19 protein-coding genes and 1 tRNA gene are annotated in these 23,743 nt (G+C 65.6%); 11 read left to right on the top strand and 9 right to left on the bottom strand.

Annotated elements, in window-relative coordinates; genetic code table 11:
• Positions 1 to 7: 7 nt before the first annotated feature.
• From cobA to AAW51_RS10110, 7 genes are all read left to right on the top strand, one after another.
• Positions 8 to 817: a uroporphyrinogen-III C-methyltransferase gene (gene cobA, locus AAW51_RS10140; protein ID WP_083438202.1), complete on the top strand. Its 810-nt coding sequence runs from the start codon at positions 8 to 10 to the stop codon at positions 815 to 817.
• Between the two features lie 68 nt (positions 818 to 885).
• Entirely contained in the window at positions 886 to 1,209 is a 324-nt protein-coding gene (fdxA, locus tag AAW51_RS10135; RefSeq protein WP_047194523.1) for a ferredoxin FdxA, read from the top strand.
• Between the two features lie 25 nt (positions 1,210 to 1,234).
• Positions 1,235 to 2,353: an NAD(P)/FAD-dependent oxidoreductase gene (locus tag AAW51_RS10130; RefSeq protein ID WP_047194522.1), complete on the top strand. Its 1,119-nt coding sequence runs from the start codon at positions 1,235 to 1,237 to the stop codon at positions 2,351 to 2,353.
• Positions 2,354 to 2,687: 334 nt separating this feature from the next.
• The gene (locus AAW51_RS10125) at positions 2,688 to 4,844 is read left to right on the top strand and encodes a TonB-dependent siderophore receptor (protein ID WP_047197623.1); all 2,157 of its coding nucleotides are present in this window, start codon (positions 2,688 to 2,690) and stop codon (positions 4,842 to 4,844) included.
• Between the two features lie 36 nt (positions 4,845 to 4,880).
• A tRNA-Asn gene (locus AAW51_RS10120) sits at positions 4,881 to 4,956 on the top strand.
• Between the two features lie 734 nt (positions 4,957 to 5,690).
• Complete coding sequence (locus AAW51_RS10115) at positions 5,691 to 6,191, top strand: type VI secretion system amidase effector protein Tae4 (protein WP_047194521.1); 501 nt, start codon at positions 5,691 to 5,693, stop codon at positions 6,189 to 6,191.
• Positions 6,188 to 6,631: a type VI secretion system amidase immunity protein Tai4 gene (locus AAW51_RS10110; protein WP_047194520.1), complete on the top strand. Its 444-nt coding sequence runs from the start codon at positions 6,188 to 6,190 to the stop codon at positions 6,629 to 6,631. Before AAW51_RS10115 ends, AAW51_RS10110 begins: the two co-directional genes overlap by 4 nt.
• A 160-nt stretch (positions 6,632 to 6,791) precedes the next feature.
• Here AAW51_RS10110 and AAW51_RS10105 read toward each other — a convergent pair whose 3' ends face one another.
• Positions 6,792 to 7,283, bottom strand: a complete 492-nt coding sequence (locus tag AAW51_RS10105) for a hypothetical protein (RefSeq protein ID WP_047194519.1) — start codon at positions 7,281 to 7,283, stop codon at positions 6,792 to 6,794.
• A 748-nt stretch (positions 7,284 to 8,031) separates the two neighbouring features.
• Here AAW51_RS10105 and AAW51_RS10100 point away from each other — a divergent pair.
• Positions 8,032 to 8,682, top strand: coding sequence for a hypothetical protein (locus tag AAW51_RS10100; RefSeq protein WP_047194518.1), 651 nt, complete (start codon positions 8,032 to 8,034; stop codon positions 8,680 to 8,682).
• Positions 8,683 to 8,713: 31 nt separating this feature from the next.
• Here AAW51_RS10100 and AAW51_RS10095 read toward each other — a convergent pair whose 3' ends face one another.
• From AAW51_RS10095 to AAW51_RS10060, 8 genes are all read right to left on the bottom strand, one after another.
• A complete protein-coding gene (locus tag AAW51_RS10095; RefSeq protein WP_238947817.1) occupies positions 8,714 to 9,826 on the bottom strand; it encodes a DUF2220 domain-containing protein in 1,113 nt (370 codons plus the stop codon).
• A 105-nt stretch (positions 9,827 to 9,931) separates the two neighbouring features.
• Entirely contained in the window at positions 9,932 to 13,624 is a 3,693-nt protein-coding gene (locus tag AAW51_RS10090) for an SbcC/MukB-like Walker B domain-containing protein (protein WP_047194516.1), read from the bottom strand.
• Entirely contained in the window at positions 13,621 to 14,325 is a 705-nt protein-coding gene (locus tag AAW51_RS10085) for a DUF4194 domain-containing protein (protein ID WP_047194515.1), read from the bottom strand. The genes AAW51_RS10090 and AAW51_RS10085 overlap by 4 nt, the downstream gene beginning before the upstream one ends.
• Before the next feature lie 5 nt (positions 14,326 to 14,330).
• Positions 14,331 to 15,767 (bottom strand): Wadjet anti-phage system protein JetA family protein, encoded by a 1,437-nt coding sequence (locus tag AAW51_RS10080; RefSeq protein WP_047194514.1) that lies wholly within the window; start codon positions 15,765 to 15,767, stop codon positions 14,331 to 14,333.
• A gap of 146 nt (positions 15,768 to 15,913) precedes the next feature.
• Positions 15,914 to 16,525 (bottom strand): DUF4276 family protein, encoded by a 612-nt coding sequence (locus tag AAW51_RS10075; protein WP_238947816.1) that lies wholly within the window; start codon positions 16,523 to 16,525, stop codon positions 15,914 to 15,916.
• Positions 16,458 to 17,801: an AAA family ATPase gene (locus tag AAW51_RS10070; protein ID WP_238947815.1), complete on the bottom strand. Its 1,344-nt coding sequence runs from the start codon at positions 17,799 to 17,801 to the stop codon at positions 16,458 to 16,460. The genes AAW51_RS10075 and AAW51_RS10070 overlap by 68 nt, the downstream gene beginning before the upstream one ends.
• Positions 17,802 to 17,869: 68 nt before the next feature.
• Positions 17,870 to 18,922: a Fic family protein gene (locus tag AAW51_RS10065; RefSeq protein WP_047194512.1), complete on the bottom strand. Its 1,053-nt coding sequence runs from the start codon at positions 18,920 to 18,922 to the stop codon at positions 17,870 to 17,872.
• Between the two features lie 180 nt (positions 18,923 to 19,102).
• On the bottom strand, positions 19,103 to 20,011 hold the full coding sequence (locus tag AAW51_RS10060) for a LysR family transcriptional regulator (RefSeq protein ID WP_047194511.1): 909 nt from the start codon (positions 20,009 to 20,011) through the stop codon (positions 19,103 to 19,105).
• A 106-nt stretch (positions 20,012 to 20,117) separates the two neighbouring features.
• Here AAW51_RS10060 and AAW51_RS10055 point away from each other — a divergent pair, with 106 nt between their 5' ends.
• From AAW51_RS10055 to AAW51_RS10045, 3 genes are all read left to right on the top strand, one after another.
• Positions 20,118 to 21,320: a 3-hydroxybenzoate 6-monooxygenase gene (locus tag AAW51_RS10055; protein WP_047194510.1), complete on the top strand. Its 1,203-nt coding sequence runs from the start codon at positions 20,118 to 20,120 to the stop codon at positions 21,318 to 21,320.
• A gap of 15 nt (positions 21,321 to 21,335) precedes the next feature.
• Positions 21,336 to 22,373, top strand: a complete 1,038-nt coding sequence (locus tag AAW51_RS10050; RefSeq protein ID WP_047194509.1) for a cupin domain-containing protein — start codon at positions 21,336 to 21,338, stop codon at positions 22,371 to 22,373.
• Positions 22,374 to 22,488: 115 nt separating this feature from the next.
• Positions 22,489 to 23,736: a tripartite tricarboxylate transporter substrate-binding protein gene (locus tag AAW51_RS10045; RefSeq protein WP_256365087.1), complete on the top strand. Its 1,248-nt coding sequence runs from the start codon at positions 22,489 to 22,491 to the stop codon at positions 23,734 to 23,736.
• The last annotated feature ends 7 nt before the right edge of the window (positions 23,737 to 23,743 follow it).

The following is a 23,743-nucleotide window of genomic DNA, read 5'->3' as shown; positions in this document are numbered from 1 at the left end:
GACGACGATGGGCAAGGTCGCGTTCATCGGTGCCGGCCCCGGCGCAGCAGACTTGATCACGCTGCGCGGCGCCCGGCTGCTGGCGCAGGCCGACGTGGTGCTGTTCGACGCCCTGACCGACCCGGCGCTGCGCGAGTTCGCACCCGACGCGCGCTGGGTCCATGTGGGCAAGCGCGGCTATTCCGACAGCACCGGCCAGGCGGCGATCAACGCGCTGCTCGTCCGGCATGCCCGGGAGGTCGCGCTGGTGGTGCGGCTGAAGGGCGGCGACCCCAGCATCTTCGGCCGGCTGGAAGAAGAACTCGAGGCGGTCGCCGAGGCCGGCCTCGAAGCCGAAGTGGTGCCGGGCGTCACGGCAGCGCTGGCCGCCGCGGCGGGAACGAAGCGTCCCCTGACGCGACGCGGCAACGGCCGCAGCGTGAGCCTGACGACGGCCATGACCCGCAGCGGTGAACTGAAAGCCAGCCGCACCGCCGACACCGAGGTGTTCTATATGGCGGGCAAGCAGTTGGGCGCCTTGTCGCGCCGGTTGAGCGAGGCCGGCTGGCCGGCCGACACGCCGGTGAGTGTGGTCTCGCGCGCCGGCTGGCCCGACCAGTTGCACAGCGAACACCGCATCGCCCATCTGGCCCAGGCCAGCGTCTTGCACGCCGGCCGCCCGACGGTGGTGGTGGTCGGCGCCGGCGCACGCGAGACAGCGACGACGGGCAGCCGAACGCCCGAGGCCGCCTCCGAGCGCGACAACAAGGACGACGACGAGCCTGCCTGTCAGTTGCTTGAGGCGGATCATCCCCCGGCAAGCAGACTCCACCCTTAAAATCGCCGGCGGACCATAGAACTCGGCCGGCCCCCACGGCGGCCCCCAACCCCCATACGAGACTTTGTATGACTCACGTAGTGACCGAGGCCTGCATCCGCTGCAAGTACACCGACTGTGTGGACGTGTGCCCGGTGGACTGTTTCCGGGAAGGCCCCAACTTCCTCGCCATCGACCCGGACGAGTGCATCGACTGCGCGGTCTGCATCCCTGAATGCCCGGTCAACGCCATCCTGCCCGAAGAGGACGTGCCCGGTAACCAGCAGCACTACATCCAGCTGAACGCCGAGCTGGCCAAGAAGTGGCCCAGCATCACCAAGCGCAAGGCCGCCTTGCCCGACGCCGACGAGTGGAAGGACAAGACCGGCAAGCTGTCCGAGCTGGTTCGCTGATCGCGCGGTGGCAGAGCCTGGCGCGATGGAGCCCCTGCTGACGGCAGCTGCTGCAGCCGGTGAAACGGTGTCGTCGCACCGGCATGGGGCATCACCGATCGAGACCGACGCCGTGATCGTGGGCGCCGGCCCGGTCGGCTTGTTCCAGGTGTTCGAACTCGGGTTGCTGGAGATCAAGGCGCATGTCGTCGACGCACTGGCCTACCCCGGTGGGCAGTGCGCCGAGCTGTACCCCGACAAGCCGATCTACGACATCCCCGCGGTGCCGGTGTGCACCGGCCGCGAACTGACCGAACGCCTGCTGCAGCAGATCGAACCCTTCGGCGCGCAATTCCATTACGGCCAGGAAGTCAGCGGCGTGCAGCGGCGCGACGACGGCCGCTTCGACGTCGAGACGTCGAAGGGTTTGCACTTCATCACCAAGACCTTGTTCATCGCCGCCGGCGTCGGCGCCTTCCAGCCGCGCGCGCTCAAGGTGGAAGGCCTCGACGTATACGCCGAGCGGCAGTTGTTCTACCGCGTGCGCAACCCGGCCGAGTTCGCCGGCAAGCAGCTGGTGATCGTCGGCGGCGGCGACTCCGCGCTCGACTGGGCGCTGCACTTCGCGCAACACACTGCCCACAAGGCCGCCAGCGTGGTGTTGATCCACCGGCGCGACGGCTTCCGGGCCGCGCCGGCGTCGGTGGCCCGCATGCGGGCGCTGTGCGAAGCGCACGAAATGCAGTTCCTGGTCGGTCAGCCCACCGGCATCGAAGAGTCGAACGGCCGGCTGACCGGGCTCAAGGTGACCGGGGCCGACGCGGTGACGCGGGTGGTGCCGCTGGATGCCTTGCTGGTGTTCTTCGGCCTGAGCCCCAAGCTCGGCCCGATCGCCGACTGGGGGCTGGCGCTCGAGCGCCGCCAGGTGGTGGTGGACACCGAGAAGTTCGAGACCAGCATCCCCGGCATCTTCGCCGTCGGCGACATCAACACCTACCCGGGCAAGAAGAAGCTGATCTTGTCTGGCTTCCATGAAGCCGCGCTGGCGGCCTTCGGCGCGGCGCCGCGGGTGTTTCCCGACCGACACATCCAGCTGCAATACACCACCACCAGCCCGAAGCTGCACAAGATGCTGGGGGTGGAGACGCCGGTGTTCGACGAGTGAGCGGCGGGCGTTGCCGACGCTCCCCTCCTGCTCCTTCCTGCAAGCCCGCGCCCTGCGGGCTTTTTTGCGTCCGCCGCCGCTGCGGCCGGCGACCGGCGCTGCCGGATAATGCGCCTTTGCGTCCGATGCGGACGCATCCGCTAGGGGTGTTGGGCCGTTCGATACCGTGCGAGCCCGACTGAGAACAAACCCTTCGAACCTGTTGAGGTAATCCTCGCGCAGGGAAGCCATCTGCCCGTCGACCGCGATGCCGTGCTGCGCCGGCACCGCCCGCGTCGGCCGGCACGCGCCGCCCCTGCCGTCGATCGAAGTAAAGAGAATGAAGGACAAGACGATGGCATGCCACCCCCCTCACCTGCTCCGCCGGCTGACACCCGTCGCACTCGCCTGCGCGCTGCTGGTGCCGCCACTGGCCCGGGCGCAAGCCGGCGACGGCGTCACACCGTCGCAGCTGCCGGCCGTGCGCGTCACCGGGCAGTCGCCGACGTCGCGTGCCGGTGTCGCCGGCTTCGGCGACGTCCCGCTGGCCCGATCGCCGCTGCAGGCCAAGGTCTTGACCCTGGAAGCCTTGAAGGAGCAAGGCGCGACCCGCTTGTCCGACATCACCAGCGTCGACGCCAGCATCAGCGATGCGTACAACGCCGAAGGCTATTGGGACAACCTGACGGTGCGTGGCTATACGCTCGACAACCGCTTCAACTACCGGCGCGACGGCCTGCCGATCAGCGGCGAAACCTCGATTCCGCTCGACAACAAGGCCGCCATCGAAATCCTCAAGGGCACCAGCGGCATCCAGGCCGGCACCAGCGCACCGGGCGGCCTGGTGAACTATGTGGTCAAGCGCCCGGAAGGCCGCATCCGTTCGGTCGAACTGGGCTGGCGCAGCCGTGGCAGCGTGCGGGCGGGCGTCGACCTGGGCGACCGCTTCGGAGCCGATGAACGCTTCGGCCTGCGCGTGAACGCCGCTTACGAACATCTCGAGCCGCAGTTGCACGATGCCGAGGGCCACCGACGGATCGTCGCGGTGGCCGGCGATTGGCGCTTGAGCCCTGACACCTGGCTCGAGGCCGAGGTCGAGTCGAGCGAGCGCCGCCAACCCAGCCAGGCCGGCTTCAGCTTGCGCGGCAACGATGTTCCCGAGCCCGACCACCCTCGCACCAACCTGAACAACCAGCCCTGGTCACAACCGGTGGTGATGCAAGGCGACACCGCCTCGTTGCGACTGCGACACCGCTTCAGCCCCGAGTGGCAAGGCACCGCCCACTTCGGCACCCAGCGCCTGCACATGGACGACCGCATGGCGTTTCCGCTAGGGCTGTACGACCCTGTCAGCTACGAGTGCAACCCGTGCGACCGCTTCACCGAGGACGGCCGATTCACGGTGTGGGAGTACGTGAGCGACAACGAACGCCGCCGCACCGACGCGCTCAACCTCTACACCGACGGCCGCTTCGCGACGGGCACGCTGCAGCATCAGTTGACCGCCGGCGTGCTGCTGAGCCGCTACAAGACCCGCGTCGAGCCGCAGATCTACGAGATCGCCGGCGTCGGGACGGACGACGGCCAGACCGAGGTCCCGCCGTCGGTGGGCATGCTCTACCCGGGGCGCAACCGCACCGAGCGCTCGACCGAGTGGTATTTGCGCGATGCCATCGAACTCAACCCCCAGTGGAGTGCCTGGCTCGGTTTACGCCATACCCGTTTGCACCGCGAGAGCGTGCAGACCGACGGCACCGAGGCGACCGACTACGACCAGTCGTTCAGCACCCCGTGGGCCGCGTTGAGCTACCAGTTCATGCCGCAGCACATGGCGTATGTGAGCTGGGGCCGCGGCAGCGAGTCGGAGGTGGTGGCCAACCGCAGCGACCGCTACCTCAACGCAGGCGAGACGCTGCGGCCCTTGAAGAGCCGCCAGGTCGAGGTGGGCGTCAAGGCCACCGGCACCCGCTTCGACTGGAGCGTCAACCTGTTCGACATCGACCGCCCGGTGGCCGGGTGCAGCCCGACACCCTGCACCTGGGCCTTCGATGGCAGCGCCCGCCATCGCGGTGTCGAAGCGGCCGGCGCAATGCGAGTCGGTGCGTGGCGCCTGGACGCAAGCGCGATGTTGCTCGACGCCGAACGCGAGGGCAGCCGCGACCCGGCCGTGAACGGCAAGCGCCCCGCCAACGTCCCCAAGCGCAGCCTCAAGGCGCAGGCCCGCTATGCGGTACCGCAGGTGACCGGCCTCAGCGTGCTGGCGGCTGCCGTGTATGAAGGCAACCGCATGGCCCACCCCGACAACAGCGCCCGCATCGGCGGGTGGACCCGCTACGACATGGCCGTGCTGCAGGAACACAGGTGGCAGGGCACGACGCTGCGCTGGCGCGCCGGCGTGACCAACCTGTTCGACAAGCAGGCCTGGCGCGAGTCGGCCTACCAGTTCAACCACGTCTACCTCTACCCCCTGGCGCCAAGAAGTTTTCAACTTTCTTTGCAGGCAGACTTGTAAAGATCAAAAGAACCATCCTATAATGCGAGGCTCTGTTCCCCGATAGCTCAGTCGGTAGAGCGCCGGACTGTTAATCCGTAGGTCCCTGGTTCGAGCCCAGGTCGGGGAGCCAAAATATCAAGGGGTCAGGCCACAAGCCTGACCCCTTCGTCATTGGCGATATTGGAAAGATATTGGAGAGTTTCCAATATCCAGTAGTCGCGGCAAGCCGCTACGCGGCCCTCTCAAGCAAGATCGAACCGCACCTGGGGCACTGTCCCGGAGGGCGAACAGGGCTGAGGAACAGCTGCGCCAGGCCGCGCGCGCCGTCATCCCGGCCCACAGCACTTCGTCGGGCTGGCCAAGCGCCTTGATGCCGTCCTCGTCATCCACCGGTCAATTCCTGCGCTAGCGGTGCCCGAGAGAAGGCAGGCGGGGCCCGGCAGTCTCAACGCCTTTGGGCGACCGAACAAGCGGTGAAGGCAACGGGCCTAAGAGCCGTGCTGCCCTGGTTGCCACAGGCCGGTGCGGAGCAGATCCCCCCACCACAGACCTGCCTAGCCGCAGCCGACATGCCCGGTTTCCCCATGCGCCGCGCTACAGCGCATCACGGCTCCTCGGCCTCTCCTCTGCGGATCGAAGTCCGCTTGGCAGACGCGTGGACTCTGCCGGTTCGCATGCTGAAGCAGGACCAGGCGCGTGAGCCTGCTCATGTGCTACACGAGCGAGCAACCCGGCATTGGTGATCGTCGGCACTCTTGGCCTCGGGCCCAACCCGTGCGCATGCGCGAGCGACACGCACGAAAAAAGAGACGGCGGCGGCCTCGCCTTATGATTTCGAGTCGCTAGATCAAACAGGGAGAGAAGATGACACGTCCGACTTTCGAGGCCGCGTGGGCGGCATCGTTGCGTATCTACTCGCCGTCCGACTCAAGCGGCAAGGTGGCCCAGGTAGTGGGAGGCGCCGTCGCCCGTAACATCAACGCCCCGGCGCCTTACAAGTGGACCAACACTTGTGCGGTGCGGATGAGCTACATCCTCAACCAGTCGGGCGTGCTGATTCCCGCGCGCCCCGAAGCGACGGTAACGGGTGCTGACAAGCGGCACTACTTCTACAGGGTGCCCGACCTCATCAGCTTTCTCACCCAGCAGTGGGGCAAACCGGATCTCGTTGTGCCTTATCCGCCGCCCGGAGGAGGTCAGCTTGCCGGCAAGAAAGGCGTCGTCATGTTCGAGGTGACGGGTTGGAGAGATGCCCGGGGGCATGCCACCCTCTGGGACGGCAGCATCTGCTACGACCATTGCTACTTCAATGAGCCAGGCGTCAACTACCGCACCGACCGGGCCAACTTTTGGAGTTTGCGATGATTCGACGCTGTCTTGCTACGGTGCTTCTGTTCGCCGTTTCGGGCGCCGCCTGCGCCAAGGACCGTGCCATCGACTCGCCCGAGGCCGCGGGCCGGACGTATGCGACGAACTACAAGGACATGGTATTGGCCACATGCATCGCCACTGCCTACCAAAACAATCGTTCTGCAGCAACGGATGCAGGCAGCAGTGTCAGTGCGCTGCGAGACTGGACCTACTACGACTTGGAAAACAGTCCCGATGAGATCATGTCATTGGTGAACCGCTACCTTGCCCGCGACTATCACAACCCGCTGGTCGAGCCCGAAGTCAAGGGCGTGAAGTTCGACCTGCTGAAATGCCTGGACCTTTACCACAGCGCGGAGCTGAACGCACAGGTAAAGCGGTTCGTATCGAAGCCTAATCGGACCTTCCGACAAGAGCGGCCCCCGCAGCGCTGACAGTAAGCCCTAATCGGGCGCAGAACACGTAACTCCGACCTCTCCGCGATAGGGCGGCTTCGTGAGGATCGCCGGCAAACATCCTGGTGAACCGAAAGCCGGGCGGACGCCGGTTGGTGATGCGCAGCGAGCTGGAGCGTGTCAAGGGCGCCGGACGTTTTCAACCAGTCCCCGGCTGATCGGACGGGCACCACAATTTGCCCAGATGTTCGTGCCCAAGGAATCGCCGAATCAGCACTGTTTCCGGCAACGGGACATATTCCATTGCGCAATAGTAGTTGCTAACAGCGCGATCGAGCAGATCCTGGGCCTCCGCCCGCGGGTCAAAGCGGACATGCCCGTCCGGTCGGTCGTGCTTCGTCGCGTTGCGAGCCTCGTTGAGGCGCCACTTCACCCATTTCGGGTCGAGGGGATCGCCAGGATCGACGAGGGGGCTCAACGTGACGACGGCCTCGACCATGTCAGCGAATGCTGCCGTTCGCCCTTGGCCCTCCAACAGCTTCGCCAACAGCTCTTCTGCTCCGCCGGCCAGGTGGAGCGCCGCGTAGTAGCACTCACCGACGTAAAAGAGCTTCAGCGCCGTGTCTAGCAACTCGGCTGCGACCAGGTACTGCGGCTGCGCAAGCCCGTGATCCAAGACCCATTCGTCCATGTCACCCCTCCGCTTGGCGTTCCAATATACAGTGATTTGCGCAGCGCCCAGCCCCGGAAGAACCTGAGCATCGGAGACGAAAGTATTGGAAACGTGCACCTAAGAATGCTAGGAAACATGCGGGCTAGCGCTGGATTCGACCACTGGCCTGTTAATCCGTAGGTCCCTGGTTCGAGCCCAGGTCGGGGAGCCAAAATATCAAGGGGTCAGGCCACAAGCCTGACCCCTTCGTCGTTTCCGGTACTGGGAAGCGATTGGAGAATTCTCCATATCCAGTCGACGCGCCAGGCTTGCGCCACCTGACGTAGGGCCGCGCGGACGCTACGCCCCTGCAGCAATCTAAAACGCCCCTCCCGCGCCACCCCCTACATTTGCACCAGCTCCGCAAGATGGGCAAGGGGGAAGAAGGAACTGGCCCGGGCCTTTCACGGCGTCATCGTGCCGGGCGCGAAAAGGGCCGAGCGGTACTCGAGAGCCAAATGCTTTCGACATCCAAAAGCGCTGACGTCAGTTGCTCAGAAGCATCAGAACCGCGTTTGCCGTCGGACTGCGGCGCGCGACGGTATTTATCGCCTGACTCGCTCAGACAGGAGTTGCTGGTTCACGTGGCGCAAGTAGGCGGTACTGACACCTTCCCGCCCGAGATGAAGGGTGACGGCAGCGACGAGTGCCCGGTCGTCTGTGGGGTCTACCCAGTCGGCTTGAACGTTGTGCTTCAATCCGCCTACACCAGCAACTGCACCGACGAATGAGCGACACACGCCCCATTCGACTGTTCTCCGCCAGGGCGCCAGCGAGCGAGATCATCGCTGCCTTGAGCGACAGCGCTCGGGACTTCCAGGACATCGTCTGGCCGCAAGTGTCTCGATTGCCTCTCGTTGGCGGAGGCACACTCCGTCCCGTCGAGGCGGTTGCTGCAAGTAACTTCAGGGATGAACTGGATTTGCTGGCCGGAATTGACGCTTGGCAGATCCAGCACAGTTCCTCGGGCATCCGCGGGCTTGCGAGCCGGGTGCAGTGGGGACGCGACCACGACTCGTTCTCTATTCGGCTGAAGTTGCCGTCCGGCAAGGAGACCGAATACCACAAAAGGCTACATGCCATCGAGCGGAAGGACGAGGGTTTCCTCTTTCCACACCTGACCATCCAAGCCTTTCTCGACAAGAAAGGAGGCAGGTTGCTCTCGGCGGCCGCGATCAAGACCGAGGATCTGATGGCGGCCGCGCAATCGCTGGTGGAGAGGAAAGAGCGGGACCACTTGAAGAACTGCCCCAAGCTCTATGGGTTCAAGCGCAATGCGGACGGGTCGGAGTTTGTCTTCATGGCATGGGAGTATCTGCAATTCATCATGAAGCTGGATGCGAAGAACGTCGTCCACCCCGTCCGCGACGGTGCTTGACCCGCCTGCTCGGTCGTCCCCGGTCCGTTCGTCATGCGCTGTCTCCGTCGATGCGCTCCGGATCGAAAGCCTCCTGGTCAATGACCCGCCCCTGCTCCCGCAGCAAGGGGAGCAGCTCACCGTCTGCATAAGCGCAGCCCGTTTGACCCGGGTCGACCTGCTGCGCCTTGTCGGCCAAGCCCGGAGCGTGGCCGCCGCCCTGTGCCAGCAAGCGTGCCAGCGTTGCGTACCCCGGTCGCCAGGCACTGGCGTGCGGAAACACGGCGCGCAGGCTGGCGAGGATCTGCATACCGGCATGGTCAAGATCCCCGAAAAAATGGACAGGCAGTTGGTGGTGCTCGCTTTGCGTGTCGAACAGCCAGGATTCGATGACCGGCAGATGACCGACGGACGCGGGCGCCCGCAAGTAAAGGCGGCAGCCGCCGGTTGATCGCAGCCGCCGCGCACTGCCACGAAAACCCGCGGCGTAGACCAACAAGCTGCCGCCCCAGTCGGGCGCGCGTGCATCGGCCATGTGCTCGAACGTAGCCAGGTTTTCGATGAACAACACGTCCGCGAAGCCGTCCGGACCTGCATGTGGCCGAGCGGGAGGGGCCAGCAGCAACTGGATCGGCGACTCGCAGAACTGGCCGGACGCTGCGCCGAGCAGGCGCAGCAGTTCCTCACGATGATCCAGCAGCTTGGAGCGGCCCTGGAAGGATTGCGCCGAGGCCTCACGCAACGCCATCCGACGCCCCGAGCGGCACAGCGCGGTCAATGTGACGAGGCTGCAGGTAGCATCGGCCAGCGGCAGGGCCTCCATCTGCGCCAGCGGGTTGCGGGCCAGGTAGTCGAGCACGGCCACGGGGTCGGCAGGGGCTGCGTGCGGGTGCGCGGCCCAGTGCGCCGCCAGATGCTCTCGCCATTGCCGCTGCCAGCGCTGGGCTTGAGGCGTGTAGCCGGCCCAGGCTGCAAGCGCGTCGAAGTCGCACAACTCCAGCCGGGGCTTGCGATCGGTGAAACCCGCGAAGGCGCGCGGCGGCGCAAGTTGCAATGCCATCCAGCCGGTACCGAGCAGGTCGTCCAGTTGCATGCGCAGCAACTCGATCTGGTCCGCGTCAGCAGCGTCATACAGTTCGGGCGCAGTCTTGCGGTCGAGCGGCAAACGAACCGGTCCCGTGGCAGTGCTGCGTTCCGCCTTGGCGAGTAACCGCCGAGCCAGGCTGAGCAGGAAGGGATGCTGTGGGGGCGCTGATGGCACGGGGCAGGGTCAGGCTGCGGGATCATCACTAGATGTCGGCACCGGGTTGACGGCGTGCCCGGGTTGCGCATTCTGTTCCACCTGCCATCGCGCTCGTGCGGCTTCGCGCGCCTGCTCGGCATGCGCGTCCCACAAGCGGGCCAGAGCCGGGCGGTTCAGCGTCTTTTCCTGCGCTTCGCTGACAAACAGTTCCTGGCCGCCGCGGTGGGCGATGACCTTCGAGAAGGTGAACTCCTTGTCAAACTCGGGCTTGACCGCCCCTGACTTGGAGGTGGGCATGGCCACGACCAGTTGCAGCCCCAGCGTCTGCGACAGAAAGCGCAGCACGCTGCGCGAGCGCGATTCATCCATCTTGGAGAAAGCCTCGTCGCTGAGCATCAGGCGCAAGGCCGGTGCCCCGCGCCGGTCGCGGCCGAAGTGCCCGAGGGCATGCGCCAGCACGGCCGAGCGCACCACATAAAAAGGCGTCTCAAGCTCACCGCCTGACCCTGTGCCCCAGGTGGACAGCCGCGTGCTGCCCACTGGGCTGCTGCGCACGATGTCGTAGCGCCGGTAGTTGCGGTAGTCCGCCAGCTCTCGCAGCGCACGCTCGCTGGCGCCCTGGTCGTTGGCCAGCAGTAGGCGGCGGATCTCCTCGGCGGTGGCGCGCTGCTCGTCGGTGAGGCGGGGTGAGGAAAAAATCGAGCCGCGATCGTGCTCCATCCCTTCGACGGCACCTTCGACAGCCTCGAAAAACTCCTGAACCTTCTGCAAGCGCGGCACCCAGTCCCACTCTAGCTTGAAGCTGTCGTGCCCGAAGCGGATGTCCTGCAGATGGCGATTGAGTCGCTGCAGCGTGAGCGCTCCTTGCTTGACGTCGTCGCGCACCTTGAAGCAGAAGCTGCTGGTAAAGACGTGGTTGAACTGCGCTTCGGCCTCGCGCAGCAAGCGGGCGTTGTCGGCCAAGCCGATGGCGCGCTGGCGTTGTGCCTGCTCGGCCACGGCAGCCCGGGTGCGCTCGACAAGGGGGAGCAGTTCTTCCAGGCGGTCGATGCTGCGCGGTGGGTCGGTCCAGGCGAAGCGCTCGCTGTCGTCGCGCGCCCCGGAAAGGTAGGCGCCCACACCCTGGGCCAGTTCGCGCAAAGTGCGCGGCAGGCTCTCGCGCAGACTCAGCACGCGGTGGCGCAGCGCGTCCAGGCTGGTGTCGGCTTCGGCCGCCAGTGCCTCGGCCTCGGCCAGCAGTTGCGGCTCCGTGGCCAATGTGGGGACGGCGTCGGCGAAGCGCGAGGCCCAGACTGTCGCGTTGGTGCAGGCGATGTCCAGCTCGGGCAGGCGGATCTCCAGGTCGGCCTCACGTCGGTACAAGCCGCTCAAGGCCTGCTTCGTGGCCCCGACCTGCTCCGTTTCGTCGCTGTGGTGCGTGCGGACGGCTTCGATGCGGTCTTTCAAGTCCTTCTGCTCGATCAGCAAGGCGTCGATGGCGGACAAGTCCAGCGCCTTCAACGCCTGCGCGGCGTGCGCATGCTGGGCCTGGCTCTCCAGCACCGCCAGCAGCAGAGGCGTGAGCGGCGTGAACACGGCACCGTTGAACATGCGGGTGATCATCTGCAGCGACTGGCGCAACGATTCCATCGCACGGATTTCCCCGGCCAACCTCTGCAGTTCGTCTTCGCACCACTGCCGCCGCCGCTGCCGGGCGGCTTCACCAAAGGCCAATTCGCCGTCCGGCGCCCGGCACGCGAACATGCCATAGCCTCGGCTGCCCAGGCCTTGCTCCATCAGGCCCTGCGGGGTGCGAGCCAGTTCCTCTTCGCTGTCCACCTTGCGCACCCGGCCATACTGCGCCATCAGGAAGGCGTTGGCCACCGGGTGCCGACACTGCAGTTCGTGCAGCACGGCGCGAGCTTCGAGCTGACGGCCTTCGGTGTCCTCCATCGCCTTTCGGCCCTGCACGACCTTTGGCGACCGCACGGGGTAGTGCTGCTTCACCAGTCGCGCGCAACGCGCCTCCATGCCGGCCTCGACAATGATCGCGAAGCGGTCGCCGCCCATGTAACCCTCGATGGCGTTCTGCCAGCGCGTGCCGGCACGCGGCTCCACCAACTGCGCCAGCAGGTGTGGTCTTGCCGACGGGAGTTCGCCCTCGATCAGCGCCACCGCGTCATGCGCATCCTTTGGCCCCTGCGCACGGCCGGCCTGCAGCCGACGCAGTTCGGCATCACGTTGCGTGGCGTCGTCCCTCAACTGGTTCAGCCGCATGCCCACGTCGGTCAGCGCCTGCAGCACGGCGCCCTGCACCGAGGCATCGCCCTCGTGGATACCCTGGCGCAAGGCGACCAGTTGGGCATCGAACACCTCCAGCTCGAAGGCGGGCAGCATCACGTCCAACGCGGCATCGCGCGAGTAGGCACCCGCCATCGCCGGCCAGGGTTTGAGCACTTGCTGCGCGGCGGGGCGCAAGGCCTCGACCGCAGCAGCCAGCGCGGGGACGGCAGACAGGTCGAGCGTCAGCAACTGGCCAAGCTGTGCCACCATCCCGCCGATGCCGCGCGCGGCCTCCTGCACACGCCCCCAATGCAGGCGGAACTGGTCGGCCTGCAGCCTGATCTGGTTCTCCAGCGCCTGCTTCTCGCGCGCCACATCGCTGTCGTCCAGGCGCTTGTCCACCAGGCGCAGCTGCTCCCGCAACTGGGTTTCCTGCGCTTCGAGCGAGGCCAGCTTTTCTTGCAGTTGTGCCTGCTTCTTGTCTTGAATGCCGATCTGGCGCTGCACCGATGCCAGCTCGTCCTGCGCTTCGCTGCGAGCGCGCAGCGCATGCGCGATGGTGGTGGTGACAAAGCGCCGCGCCTCGTCCAGCACCTGGTTGGCACTGGCCGCAGCGGTCTCCAGCCGCTCCAGATTCAATGCCAAGCGCTCGGCTTCGGCCTTGAGGCCGGCGATGGAACGCATCAGCTCGCGCATCTTGTCCAGGTCCCGGCTGAAGTCGTGCGGCTCCAGGATCTCGTCTCGCACCAGGTCGTTGACGTTGCCCAGTTCCTTGTAGGCCATGGCCTTGACGATGGACTTGGCCGCCCGCGTGGCGTCGCTCTCGCCCACCGCTGTCTTGCCCATCAGCGCGCCATACAGGTGTTGCAGGTAGCTTCCCTTGTCCGGAAAGCGCTGCACGACAGTGCCGGCCTTGTCACGGCCCACCTGCAGCCGGTGCTGCAGTTGCACGTACAGCTCCTTCAGTGGCAGCGGCGAAGCGGCGAGCGCCTCCCCTGCACGACGGGCCAGATGATCGAGCGAAAGCGCGCGGCGCACGATGAAGAACTGCGGCGCGCCCTGCAGCACCGCGCGCCGGCCATCCTCGAAAGCCTCCACGGCGACCAGCGCCGTGAAGGGCTCCAACTGCTCTGCGGACTGTTCGGACGCCTCGAACACGATGCCTGCGTAGCTGGTCGAGCGCGAGCGCAAGAACACACCGTCGGCCTGCTGCCCGAGCGCATAAGCTGCCAGCGTGCGCGGCTCCTTGCCGCCGCGACGGCTTTGCGTGGATTCGTCCTGGCCGACGTTGAACTGCACCACGTGCTGGTGGGCGGCCGTCAACACTGTCTGGATGGCGTCGAGCAGGGTGGACTTGCCAGAGCCCGACTCGCCCGTCAGCAGCACGGTATCGGCGAACGGCCACTCGCGATCCTCCAGCGAGCCCCAGTGCCAGGTCAGCAGCTTGCCGATCTTCATGTGCTGCGGTCCTCGTGCCGCGGCCCTCCGGCAGGTGGCTGCGGCACCCGGCTGTCCAGCCTGCGGCCCACCATCCGCAAGGCCTCTTCCATAGCCTCGTCGCTGACGAAGCTCATCACCGGGCGCAGCACGGCCAGACCCATCTGCATGTCGCCGGCATCGTCACCCTCGACGAAATGCAGCACGCGGTGTTTGCGCAGTTCTCGCAGCAAGGCCAGGCGCTCGCTGGCCGCGTTGGGCAGCTTGTGCGCCAGCAGCGATACCACGGCCTGCGACAACTCCTCCAAGCTGATCGTCAGTCGTTCGTCCACTAGGGGGCGGCGGCCGGTGAGGGCCTCGGTGTAGAGAAACCGCAGCGCGATCACGGCGGCGACGAAGTCGCGCGACAAACGAGCGCGCAGCCGGCGCACGCCGTCTTCTTCGTCCTCGCCACCACCTTCACCCGGCGGATACAGCCGCAGCAGGCGCGCGTCGCTGTCGTGCACCAGCACGAAACCGATACAGGCAAACCATTCGCGCAACAATTGCTCGCATTGAAGGGCATCATCGTACAGCCCGGCCTCGGGCTGCGATTGCTCGCGCCACACCACGCCGCTGGCCAGCAGGCGCCCCGCCAGCTCGGCAAAGCGCGCAGGCTTGACGGTGCCGGTCCCCTCGGTGGCCAGGCGCTGGTCTAGAAACTGGGCAAGGGATTGCAGCATCGTATTCAGACCGCCTTGTCAGAGACCGAATCCGACGGTTCGGGGCGCAATTCGTAGTCGTCAGCCTGGAAGTACGGGGTGCGCACCTGACCCGTCGTCTTACGCGCCCGCACCAGACGACGCCCCTCGGTCGAACGCACCGCACCCACCGCATGCAGCACGCGCACGGCATCCTCGGCGGTGGCGACGGGCAGTGAGGCCAGCGTGATCGGCCCCTGCGACAGGTGCGGCAACAGACCTTGCAGCACCTGCTGGTCGCTGAAGGCGAAAGCTTCGGCTTCGGCCTGACGCAGCAGCGCGTTCAGGCGGCTGGCCTTGTCCACCACCAGCGGCGTCTGCTCGGGCACCGCGGCTTCACGGTCGCGTACCGTCCAGCGGAGCACGCCACCGGGCAGGCGGATCTCGCTGGCGGCGAGGCGGCGAGCCAGTACATCCAGCAGCAGGTCATGTTCCGCTGTTGGCCGCTCCTTCAGCCACGCCACGGTACGGCCCAGGGGCGACTCGGCGCCGTAGTCCAGCGAGAGCGCCTGGCGCAGCAGGCTGGTGAAGCGGCGCACGTAGTTGTTCATCTCCGAGCGCAGCATCGGTAGCTTCAGGCCACAAGCGGCCTCCACCATGCTCTCGATGCGGTCGGCCAGCCACAGCATGGGGCTGCGCCCCTGCACCTGCTGCTCCAGCCAGGGCGCGCGCTGCAACAGATGAGCATCGGCCAGTGCACGCAGGTTGCCATCCAGGGCACGCACTTCTTCCAGCGCCTCGTTGATCTGGCCGCGATGGCGCTCGGCCGAATCGGCCACCAGGCGTACCGCGTATTCACGTGCAAAGCGCTTCTCTATGAAATCGTTGAACTCGTTCCAGGCCACTTTCTGCGCCAGCGCCTCGCGCGTCAGACTCTGGATCAGGTGCCGGAAATACTCGATGTCGTCCTGTAGGTCCTGCACTACACGGCTGGCGAATTCGTGCGCGTCCAGCAGCTCGTCCGCGTCACGCGTGGCGATGAAGGCCGCCAGCGCCTTGCGCGCCGAGCGCATGTTGCGCTGGCGGGTCTTGGCGCGCGAATCGTCCAGGTTGGCGAAGGTTTCGCTGAAGGCCTTGCCCGCGCGGCTGAGCTTGAGCGTGGGCCTAAGGTCGATGGGGTCGCGGTAATCCTCCAACCAGCCATGCTCCTTGAGCTTGCGCAGCAGTTCGCTGGCATACGTGCGTTCGTCTTCGGCTCGCACCGTCGTCTGGCTTGCACCGAACGCCAGCGCGCGCAGCGCGGCATCGCCAAGCGCGCGCTGGATCACCTCCAGCACCAGCTCGCGTGTCAGCACTTCCGCATAGTCTGCGTTGGCCCCGTGCACCCGCTCGTGCAGCAAGCGCAGCACGGCGGCGCACAGCTCACGGTTGTCATGGGTGAGCGGGCGGAAAAAGTGTTCGCGGGGTGGCGTAAAGAACATCATGGTGACCTTCGGATGTCCTGCATGTTCTACAGAAACGCCGAACCGAGCTTGACACCCGTGATCGGCAAGCGGGCACGGGCCCCGGTGCACATCACACAGCAGCCGAAGTTCACGGTGAGTGCTTCGGCGATGCGTAACACCATGACTCAGCTTGCTTCGGCGATCAGACGACGCAGCCCCTCACGGAACTTATGGAAGCTGGGCGATGCATTGACCTCGACGCTCATGCGCGGGCCGATCTTCTCGGCCCACTCGTGCTTGATCTGTCCCGGCAGCGGCCAACCAGCCTTGCGAATGGCTGCCTGGCCGCCAGGATAGACCGCATCGGCCAGCAACTCCCATGTGCCGCAGACACTGTCTTGTTGATAGCGGGCCAGCACGTCCCTCTTGGCCCTAGGGTAGGCTGCCAGAAGTGCTTCCCTGTCGCCCAAGTACCAAGCCTCCATCTCTTCTATCGCCAATCGAAAAAGCGTTCGTGGTGCGGGGTCGCACTGGTTCAGCAGCGTCTGCAGTTCACCGAGGAACTGCTGGCAGTTGCGGCGATCACTGTCCAGAACAACTACAACCGCGTCGATCCCATGCGTCTTGCCATGCGCACGAAGAATAGCCGGCAGACGGTCTAGCAACGTCTTCTTGAGCGGTGCCTCCATCTTGGACAGCCCTTGGGGAATCCGGCCAATGCCCTTGTAGTCATGCACGCGCCATGTGTGCGGCTCGCCTTGTGCCCCGATGACGGCGGGCAACAGCGTCTCGATCAACTTGGCCCCGGAACTGTCCTCCACCAGTACCTCGATGTGCATGCCTACCTCGCATCCAGGTAGTTGCTATACCAGAGGCCCCCAGGGGAAGCCCCTCATCCACGAGATTGCGCACCAGTTCGATGTCGGAGGCTCGGCGGATGGCTGAAAAGCCGTCGGCACCCTTTTCCAGTATCCAGACTTCCTTTGGCGACAGAGCGTCCACGAAGTAGGGCTGGTGCGTGGTCACGAAGATCTGCGGCGCATTCTTCTTGCCGGTCGCATGGGCGCGCAATTCGTTCGCCAGGGAGTCCAGCAGGCGGTGGTACAGCCCGTTCTCCGGCTCCTCTATGCAGATGAAGGGCGGTGGATCGGGGTCTTCCATCAGAAGCAGGTAGGCGAAGATCTTCAACGTGCCGTCGGACATCTGCGACGCGTAAAACGGGTCGGAGAACGCGCCGTCGTTGAACTGCAGCAGCACACGTTTGTCCTGCGTCACATCCGTCTTGATACTTCTCACGCCGGGAATCTTGGCCGCGATGCGGGCCAAGATGGCCTGGAAACGCTCCCTGTGCTCACGTTCCATGTACTGCACGACATTGCCGATGTTGTCGCCGTGGATGTTCAAGTGGCGCTGGACGCCCGCCGGCTGGATGCTGCGGGCAGCGTCCGGGTGGAAGTAGGACAGGTACCAGCCCTTCAGGAAGTCCCGAAAGCGCTTGATGCGCGGATGCTCTTTGAGGGTGCCCAGCGTGGCAATGCCCAACTGGCGCAAGTCTGTCAGCTCCACATCTTCCTGAGCCCGATCCTCCTCGCCGCTCTCCGTCTCGACGGCCTCCTCGCCCGCCCACACCTTGCCGACGCCGTGGTGCAGACGGAGGAAGGGGTAGGGTCGGCCGTGCTTCTGGCCCTTGCGACGCTGCTTCAGCACCTCCGACTCGACGAAAGGCCGTCCAGTGCGGTCCACGTTGATCGCCAACTCGTACGTAATGGGCCGTTCGCCGGGGGCTTCGCGGTAGTAAATATCGAATTGGATCGGCTCGTCGATGCCAAGCGAGCGCATGCGCTCGAAGCCACCGCGCTGCTTGCCATCGCAGGCGGTCTCCACATCGGTGTTCAAGCAATCGGCGACGAAGCCGAAGGCGTCGAACAGCGTGCTCTTGCCGACGCCGTTCTTGCCAATGACCACCGTGAAAGGGGTCAGAGGGTCTCCCTCCTGATCGGTTGAGAGCTTCCCCAGCGTGATGTCATGCAAGGCCCGGTAGTTGCGGACGCGGAAACCTTCAATCAATGCCATGTCAGGTACCTTTGAATCGGAACAGCCGTGCTGGTCATGGTTGAAAACGCCAGCCGCCGTTCCTTGTTTTATGACCCCAGTTCATACCAGACGCCTCGACCACTGCCGTGCCGCCGAAGCTGCCCCCGGACAACGAGCGAACGGAAATGCTGCTTGAGGGTGTTGCGGTTGCCGCCCGTCAGCCGAATCGCATCGCCCATCGTGACGCGCCCACTCTCCCGCGCAAACTCGACAATCTGCAGCGAGAGTTCGGGCAGCGCGGCCAGCACGGTCTTCTCGCGCTCCACCTTGCGGTCGAGTCGACCGACCTGCTCCGCCAGCGCCCGCAGGAAAAAAACCAGCCAGGGCTGCCAGTTCGGAGACTCCGAGCGAATGGTGGCTTGCGTCTGCCGCAGCGCGACGCAGTAGGCCTCCTTGCTCTGTTCGATCACGCTTTCGAGTGAGCTGTAGGGCACGAAGGCATAGCCGGCGTGCAGCAGTAACAAGGTGCTCAGCGCCCGGCTCAGGGGCCCGTTGCCGTTCTGGAAGGGGTGGATCTGCAAGAAGACCACGACCCAAATGCCGATGAGCAGCAAGGGGTGGAGCCGCGCGGCGCTGCGCTCTTCGTTGAACCAGGTGACCAGTTCGGTCATCAGGCTTGGGATGTCGAAAGGCGCTGCCGTCTCGAAGACCAGGCCCGCTTGCTTGCCGTCCTCTTCCGAGGCGGCGACGCCGTTCGTGGAAGTTCTGTAGCTTCCCCGGTGCCAGGCGTCCTTCTCGCTGTACGCCAGCAGGTCGCGGTGCAACTGCTTGATGTGCTTCTCGGTCAGCGGCAGATCCTCCCAGCATGAATACACCCGCTCGATGACCTCGGCATAGCCGGCCACCTCCTGCTCGTCGCGTTCCGTGAAAGACTTGCCCTGCAGGTTGGACAATAGGCACTCGACTTCCCCGTCCGACAGCCTGCCGCCCTCGATACGGGTAGACGAACCGATGCTTTCGACGGTAGCAACACGGCGCAGGGCCGAGAGGCGGGCCGGAGCCAAGCCGCCAGCCGCGCGCCACGCACCCTTGAACTCATCGAGCTTGGCGATGAGTTGCAGGACTTCGGGCGTGATCTGGACGGAGTGGAAACCGATCATTCTCGCCAATGCTACATCCAATTGCACCCATTTCCGTGGGGCTCGGTTCGGGTTCCACCTCTCCTTTCGCAAGGGCAACGGCTCCGGCCACCAATACGAACCGGGCCATTGGTGCTATCGAGCACCTTGAGCTTCTTTGCGCACCCTGTCCCGCCGCAGTTCTACGGTTCCCCCCTCTCCTCACCCGTCCATCCGCCGCCCCGAAAACAGCCCGGCCATCGTCCTGCGCAGCCAGATGCTGCCCGCGTCCAGGTTGAACCGCTCATGCCAATGCTGCTTGACCTTGTACGACGGCAGCGGCACCGGCGGCTCCAGCACCTGAACCCGCTCTTGCGATGCCAACGCCGTCCCCAGCAGCCTGGGAACGATGACCAGAAGTTCTGTCTGCGCGACGATCCGCCCGACCCCGAGAAAGCTGGGCACCCGCAGCACCGCCTGTCGCTCCAGCTTGTGCTTGACGAGCACCTTGTCGACGATCGAGTGCCCCGTTCCCGCCGTGGTGACCACGATGTGCCCTTCCGCCGAAAAGGCACGGCGGTCGAGCTTGCCGCGGATGCGTGGATGCGCTTGCGACGCCAGGCAGACGAAGTTCTGGACGAACAGCGCCTGCTGGTAGAAGCCGGCGTCCAGGTCGGGCGTGAACCCGACCGCCAGGTCCAGTTCGCCCGATTCGAGGCCGCGCCGGCTGTCGGGCGAGATCTTCTCGGCCTGGACCGAGACGCCTGGGGCCGTTTGCTGCAAGTGGTTGATCAGCTTGGGCAGCAGCACGATCTCGCTGATGTCGGTCATGCAGATCCGGAACTCGCGTTGCTCGTCGGCAGGTGAAAAGGCACCGCGCGTGCCCCGCGCTTTCTCGATGCGCAGCAGCGCTTCCTGAATGTCGGGGTAAATGCTTTGTGCGCGCGGTGTCGCCTCCATGCCCTGTGAGGTGCGACAGAACAGCGGGTCGTCAAAGTGCCGGCGCAGCTTGTTGAGCGCAATGCTCGCACTCGCCTGTGCAATGCCGAGCCGCAACGCGGCGCGCGAGACGCTCTGCGTCTTGTAGATCTCGACGAACACGTCGAGCCAGTCGACATCCAGCTTCGCCATCGTGCTCTATATCAAAACGATATGCAGCGTATTCGCCATTTCGCATCGACGCAATAGTCCTCGGCGCCGATAGTTGGTTCAGGTCGACTGCTTGCGTCAACAAGAAATGACAGAGACATCACGTGAGGAGCGCTTGGTGCTGGTGGCAGGTGGCGGGATAGGCGGCATCGCCGCAGCACTCGCCCTCGCCCGCCGGGGCCACCCGGTCAAGGTGCTGGAGCAATCAGCGCAACTGGGTGAGGTCGGCGCCGGCATGCAACTGGGGCCCAACGCATTCGCGGCTTTCGACGCGCTCGGCATCGGCGAGATGGCCCGCGCGCAGGCCGTCTACACGGACGAAATGGTGATGCACGACGCACTGGACGAGACGCTGACAGGCCGCATTCCGACGGGTGCAGCCTTTCGCCGGCGCTTTGGCAACCCCTATGCGGTGATCCACCGCGCCGACGTGCATCGCTCGCTCCTCGACGGCGCGCGGGCCACCGGCCGCATCGAGATCTCGACGTCCACGCAGGTGCAGCATGTGGAACAGAGCGAGGCCGGCGTCACGGTGATCGACGCGCGTGGGCATCGTCACCATGGCATCGTCCTGATCGCCGCAGACGGGGTGAAGTCGACCGTGCGCCAGCAATACGTCGGCGATGCAGCGCGCGTCTCAGGGCATGTCGTGTACCGAGCGGTGGTGGACAAACGCGACTTTCCCGAGGACCTGCAGTGGAACGCCGCCAGCATCTGGGTTGGGCCGAACTGTCACTTGGTGCATTACCCGCTGCGTGGCGGCGAGCAATACAACGTCGTGGTCACCTTCCACAGCCGCGAGCAGGAGGCGTGGAGCGTGCGCGAGGGCAGCCGCGAAGAGGTGCAGAGCTATTTCCAGGGCATCTGCCCGCGTGCACGCCAGCTGATCGACTTGCCGAAGGATTGGCGGCGCTGGGCGACGGTCGACCGCGAGCCCATCGGGCAGTGGAACTTCGGCCGCGTCACGCTGCTGGGCGACGCGGCGCACCCCACGCTGCAGTATCTGGCGCAAGGCGCGTGCATGGCGATGGAAGACGCCGTCACGCTGGGCGAAGCCTTGCGCGTGCATGACAACGACTTCGCCAAGGCTTACGAGCACTACCAGCGCTCGCGCATCGTGCGCACCGCACGCATCGTGTTGTCGGCGCGCGAGCTGGGTCGCATTTTCCACGCCAAGGGCGTGGAGCGCCTGGTGCGCAATCAGCTTTGGAAGGACAGATCGCCCGAGCGCTTTTACGACGCGATGGAGTGGCTCTACGGCTGGCGCGTCGACAACTGTCTTGCGGATTGAATCCAGGAGAAGATCATGAGTGAACTCGGGCGTCTCGAAGACCTGCCCCATGACTATGTCGCCAAGCTGAAGCGCCAGAACTTGGTGCCGCTGTGGCCCAGCTTGCGGGCCTTGCTGCCACCGGGCCGGCCGCGTCCGCAAACGCGCGCCACCCAGTGGTCCTATGAAGCGCTGCGGCCGTTGCTGCTGAAGGCCGGTGAACTGACACCCATCGAGAAGGCCGAGCGCCGTGTCCTGGTGCTCGCCAATCCCGGCCACGGCCTGGAGAAGATGCAGGCCAGCGCCGCCATCTACCTGGGCATGCAGCTGCTGCTGCCAGGCGAGTCGACGCCTGCGCACCGCCATACGCCGAATGCGGTGCGGATGATCGTCGAGGGACAGGGTGCCTACACGACCGTCGACGGTCAGAAGTACCCGATGTGCCGGGGCGACCTGATCCTCACGCCGAGCGGGCTGTGGCACGAGCACGGTCACGAGGGTGACGAGCCTGTCGTGTGGCTCGACGTGCTCGACCTGCCGCTGGTGCATTACATCGAGGCCTCGTACCACGTCGGGGCCCGGGGCGAGACGGCCGCCTCCGGCACCGGCACTCGCACGTATGCGCAAGGCGGTGTGGTGCCAACCCCGCTGTTCGTCCGCGCCGACAAGGCCTACCCGATGCTGCACTACCCCTGGACCGACACACGTGCAGCGCTCGAGTCGCTGGCCGTCGCCGAGCCCGAGCTCGCCGCGGTGCAGGTCAGCTACGTCAACCCGGCCACGGGCGACGACGCGCAGAACATCCTCGGCTACTACGCACTGATGCTGCGCCCCGCACAGGCGCTACGCCTGCCGGTGCGCTCGCCCGCGAGCGTGTTCCACCTCATCGAAGGCTGCGTCGACGTGCAGATCGAGACCCAGCGCTTCACCCTCGTCGAGGCCGACACGTGCTGCGCACCGGGGTATTGCGAAGTGACCCTGACCAACCGATCGGGCGACGCTGCCGCGTTCCTGTTCATTGCAGACGAGACGCCGCTGCATCGCAAGCTCGGCATTTTCGAGACCCGCGGCTGAGACGCCCTGGCCGACCGCCTCACCCTGAGCACGGCCGACCTCTGGGCGCCCCCTTCTGAACTCGCTGCCGGTGTGCGGCAAGGCCGAGCGCCTTCCGATCCACCGACGGTTCTTCGTGGGACGCAACCACCATGCACACGCACTCGAGATGGGCCAACCGGTCGACAAAGCGAGCGAGCGGCCCTGCCATTTCACCAAGTCGCCCTCGCCTCTGGTCGAGTCCAGCGCCACGGTCGCCCATCCCCCTGGGACGAAGAATCTCCACCCCGAAATGGAGCTGGTCTTGGCGATCGGCGCGGCGGGCTTTCGTGTCGTCGACGCCCACGGCGCTGCGGCTCTCGTTCACGGCCACCACCCCTGCGGCCTCGACATGACACGGAGAACCCTCATGTACTTGAACACGAAACTGTTCTTCGGTGCACTGGCCCCATTCGCCGTCCATGTCGTGCAGGCCGAGGGCACCTTCCCCTCCCGGCCGGTGACCTTGATCACCGCGTTCGCGCCCGGCAGCGGCCCCGATGCGGTGCTGCGGCTCCTGGCCGAGAAGCTCGGCAAGCTCTGGAACCAACGTGTCCTGGTTGAGAACAAGCCAGGGGGCGCGGGCTTCATCGCGATGGACGCCGTCAAGCGCGATTCGCCGGATGGGTACACGCTTTTGCAGCTGGACAGCGAACACTTGGCGGCGCTGCCTTACCTCTACAAGTCGCGCGGCGTGCAGACACTGAAGACCTTCGAGCCGGTCGCGGCGCTGTTTCGCACGCCGTTTCTGGTGGCGGTGGCCAGCGACTCGAAACTGAAGTCCATGTCTGACCTGGTCGCCGCGGCGAGGGCGCAGCCAGGGGAGGTGACGTTCGGCTCGTGGGGCGTCGGCAGCCCGGGGCACCTGGGGGGCGAGCAACTCGAATCGCTGGCCGGCGTCGACATGCACCATGTGCCTTACCGAGAAGTGTCTCAACTGTTCATGTCGGTCGGGGCGCACGACGTCGCATGGAGTTTCAGCAGCGTGCCGTCCAGCCAGGGGGCCTACAAGGCCGGGAAGCTGCGTTATCTCGCGGTGGCGGCGCCCGAGCGCCTTTCCCAGTTGCCGGAAGTCCCGACGGTGGCGGAGGCTGGGGGCCCGGCCGGCCTGGACGTGAACTCTTTTGTCGTGCTGGTGGCGCCCCGCGGCCTTCCGGCCGCCGTGCGCGACAAGGTCAACGCGGACGTCAAGAAGGCGCTCGCTGAGCCCGACGTGAAGGCCCGCTTCGAAGCTTACGCATTCGAGAGCATTGCGTGGACGCCAGCCGAGATCGAGCAGCAGGCCGCATTGAAGGCCAAGGTGTATTCCGAACTGGTGCAGCGCAAGAAGATGAACCTGGAGTGAGGCGACA

The sequence above is a fragment of the Caldimonas brevitalea genome (genome assembly GCF_001017435.1).
Lineage (GTDB): Bacteria > Pseudomonadota > Gammaproteobacteria > Burkholderiales > Burkholderiaceae_C > Caldimonas > Caldimonas brevitalea.
This window is presented reverse-complemented; position numbering and strand designations above follow the sequence as displayed.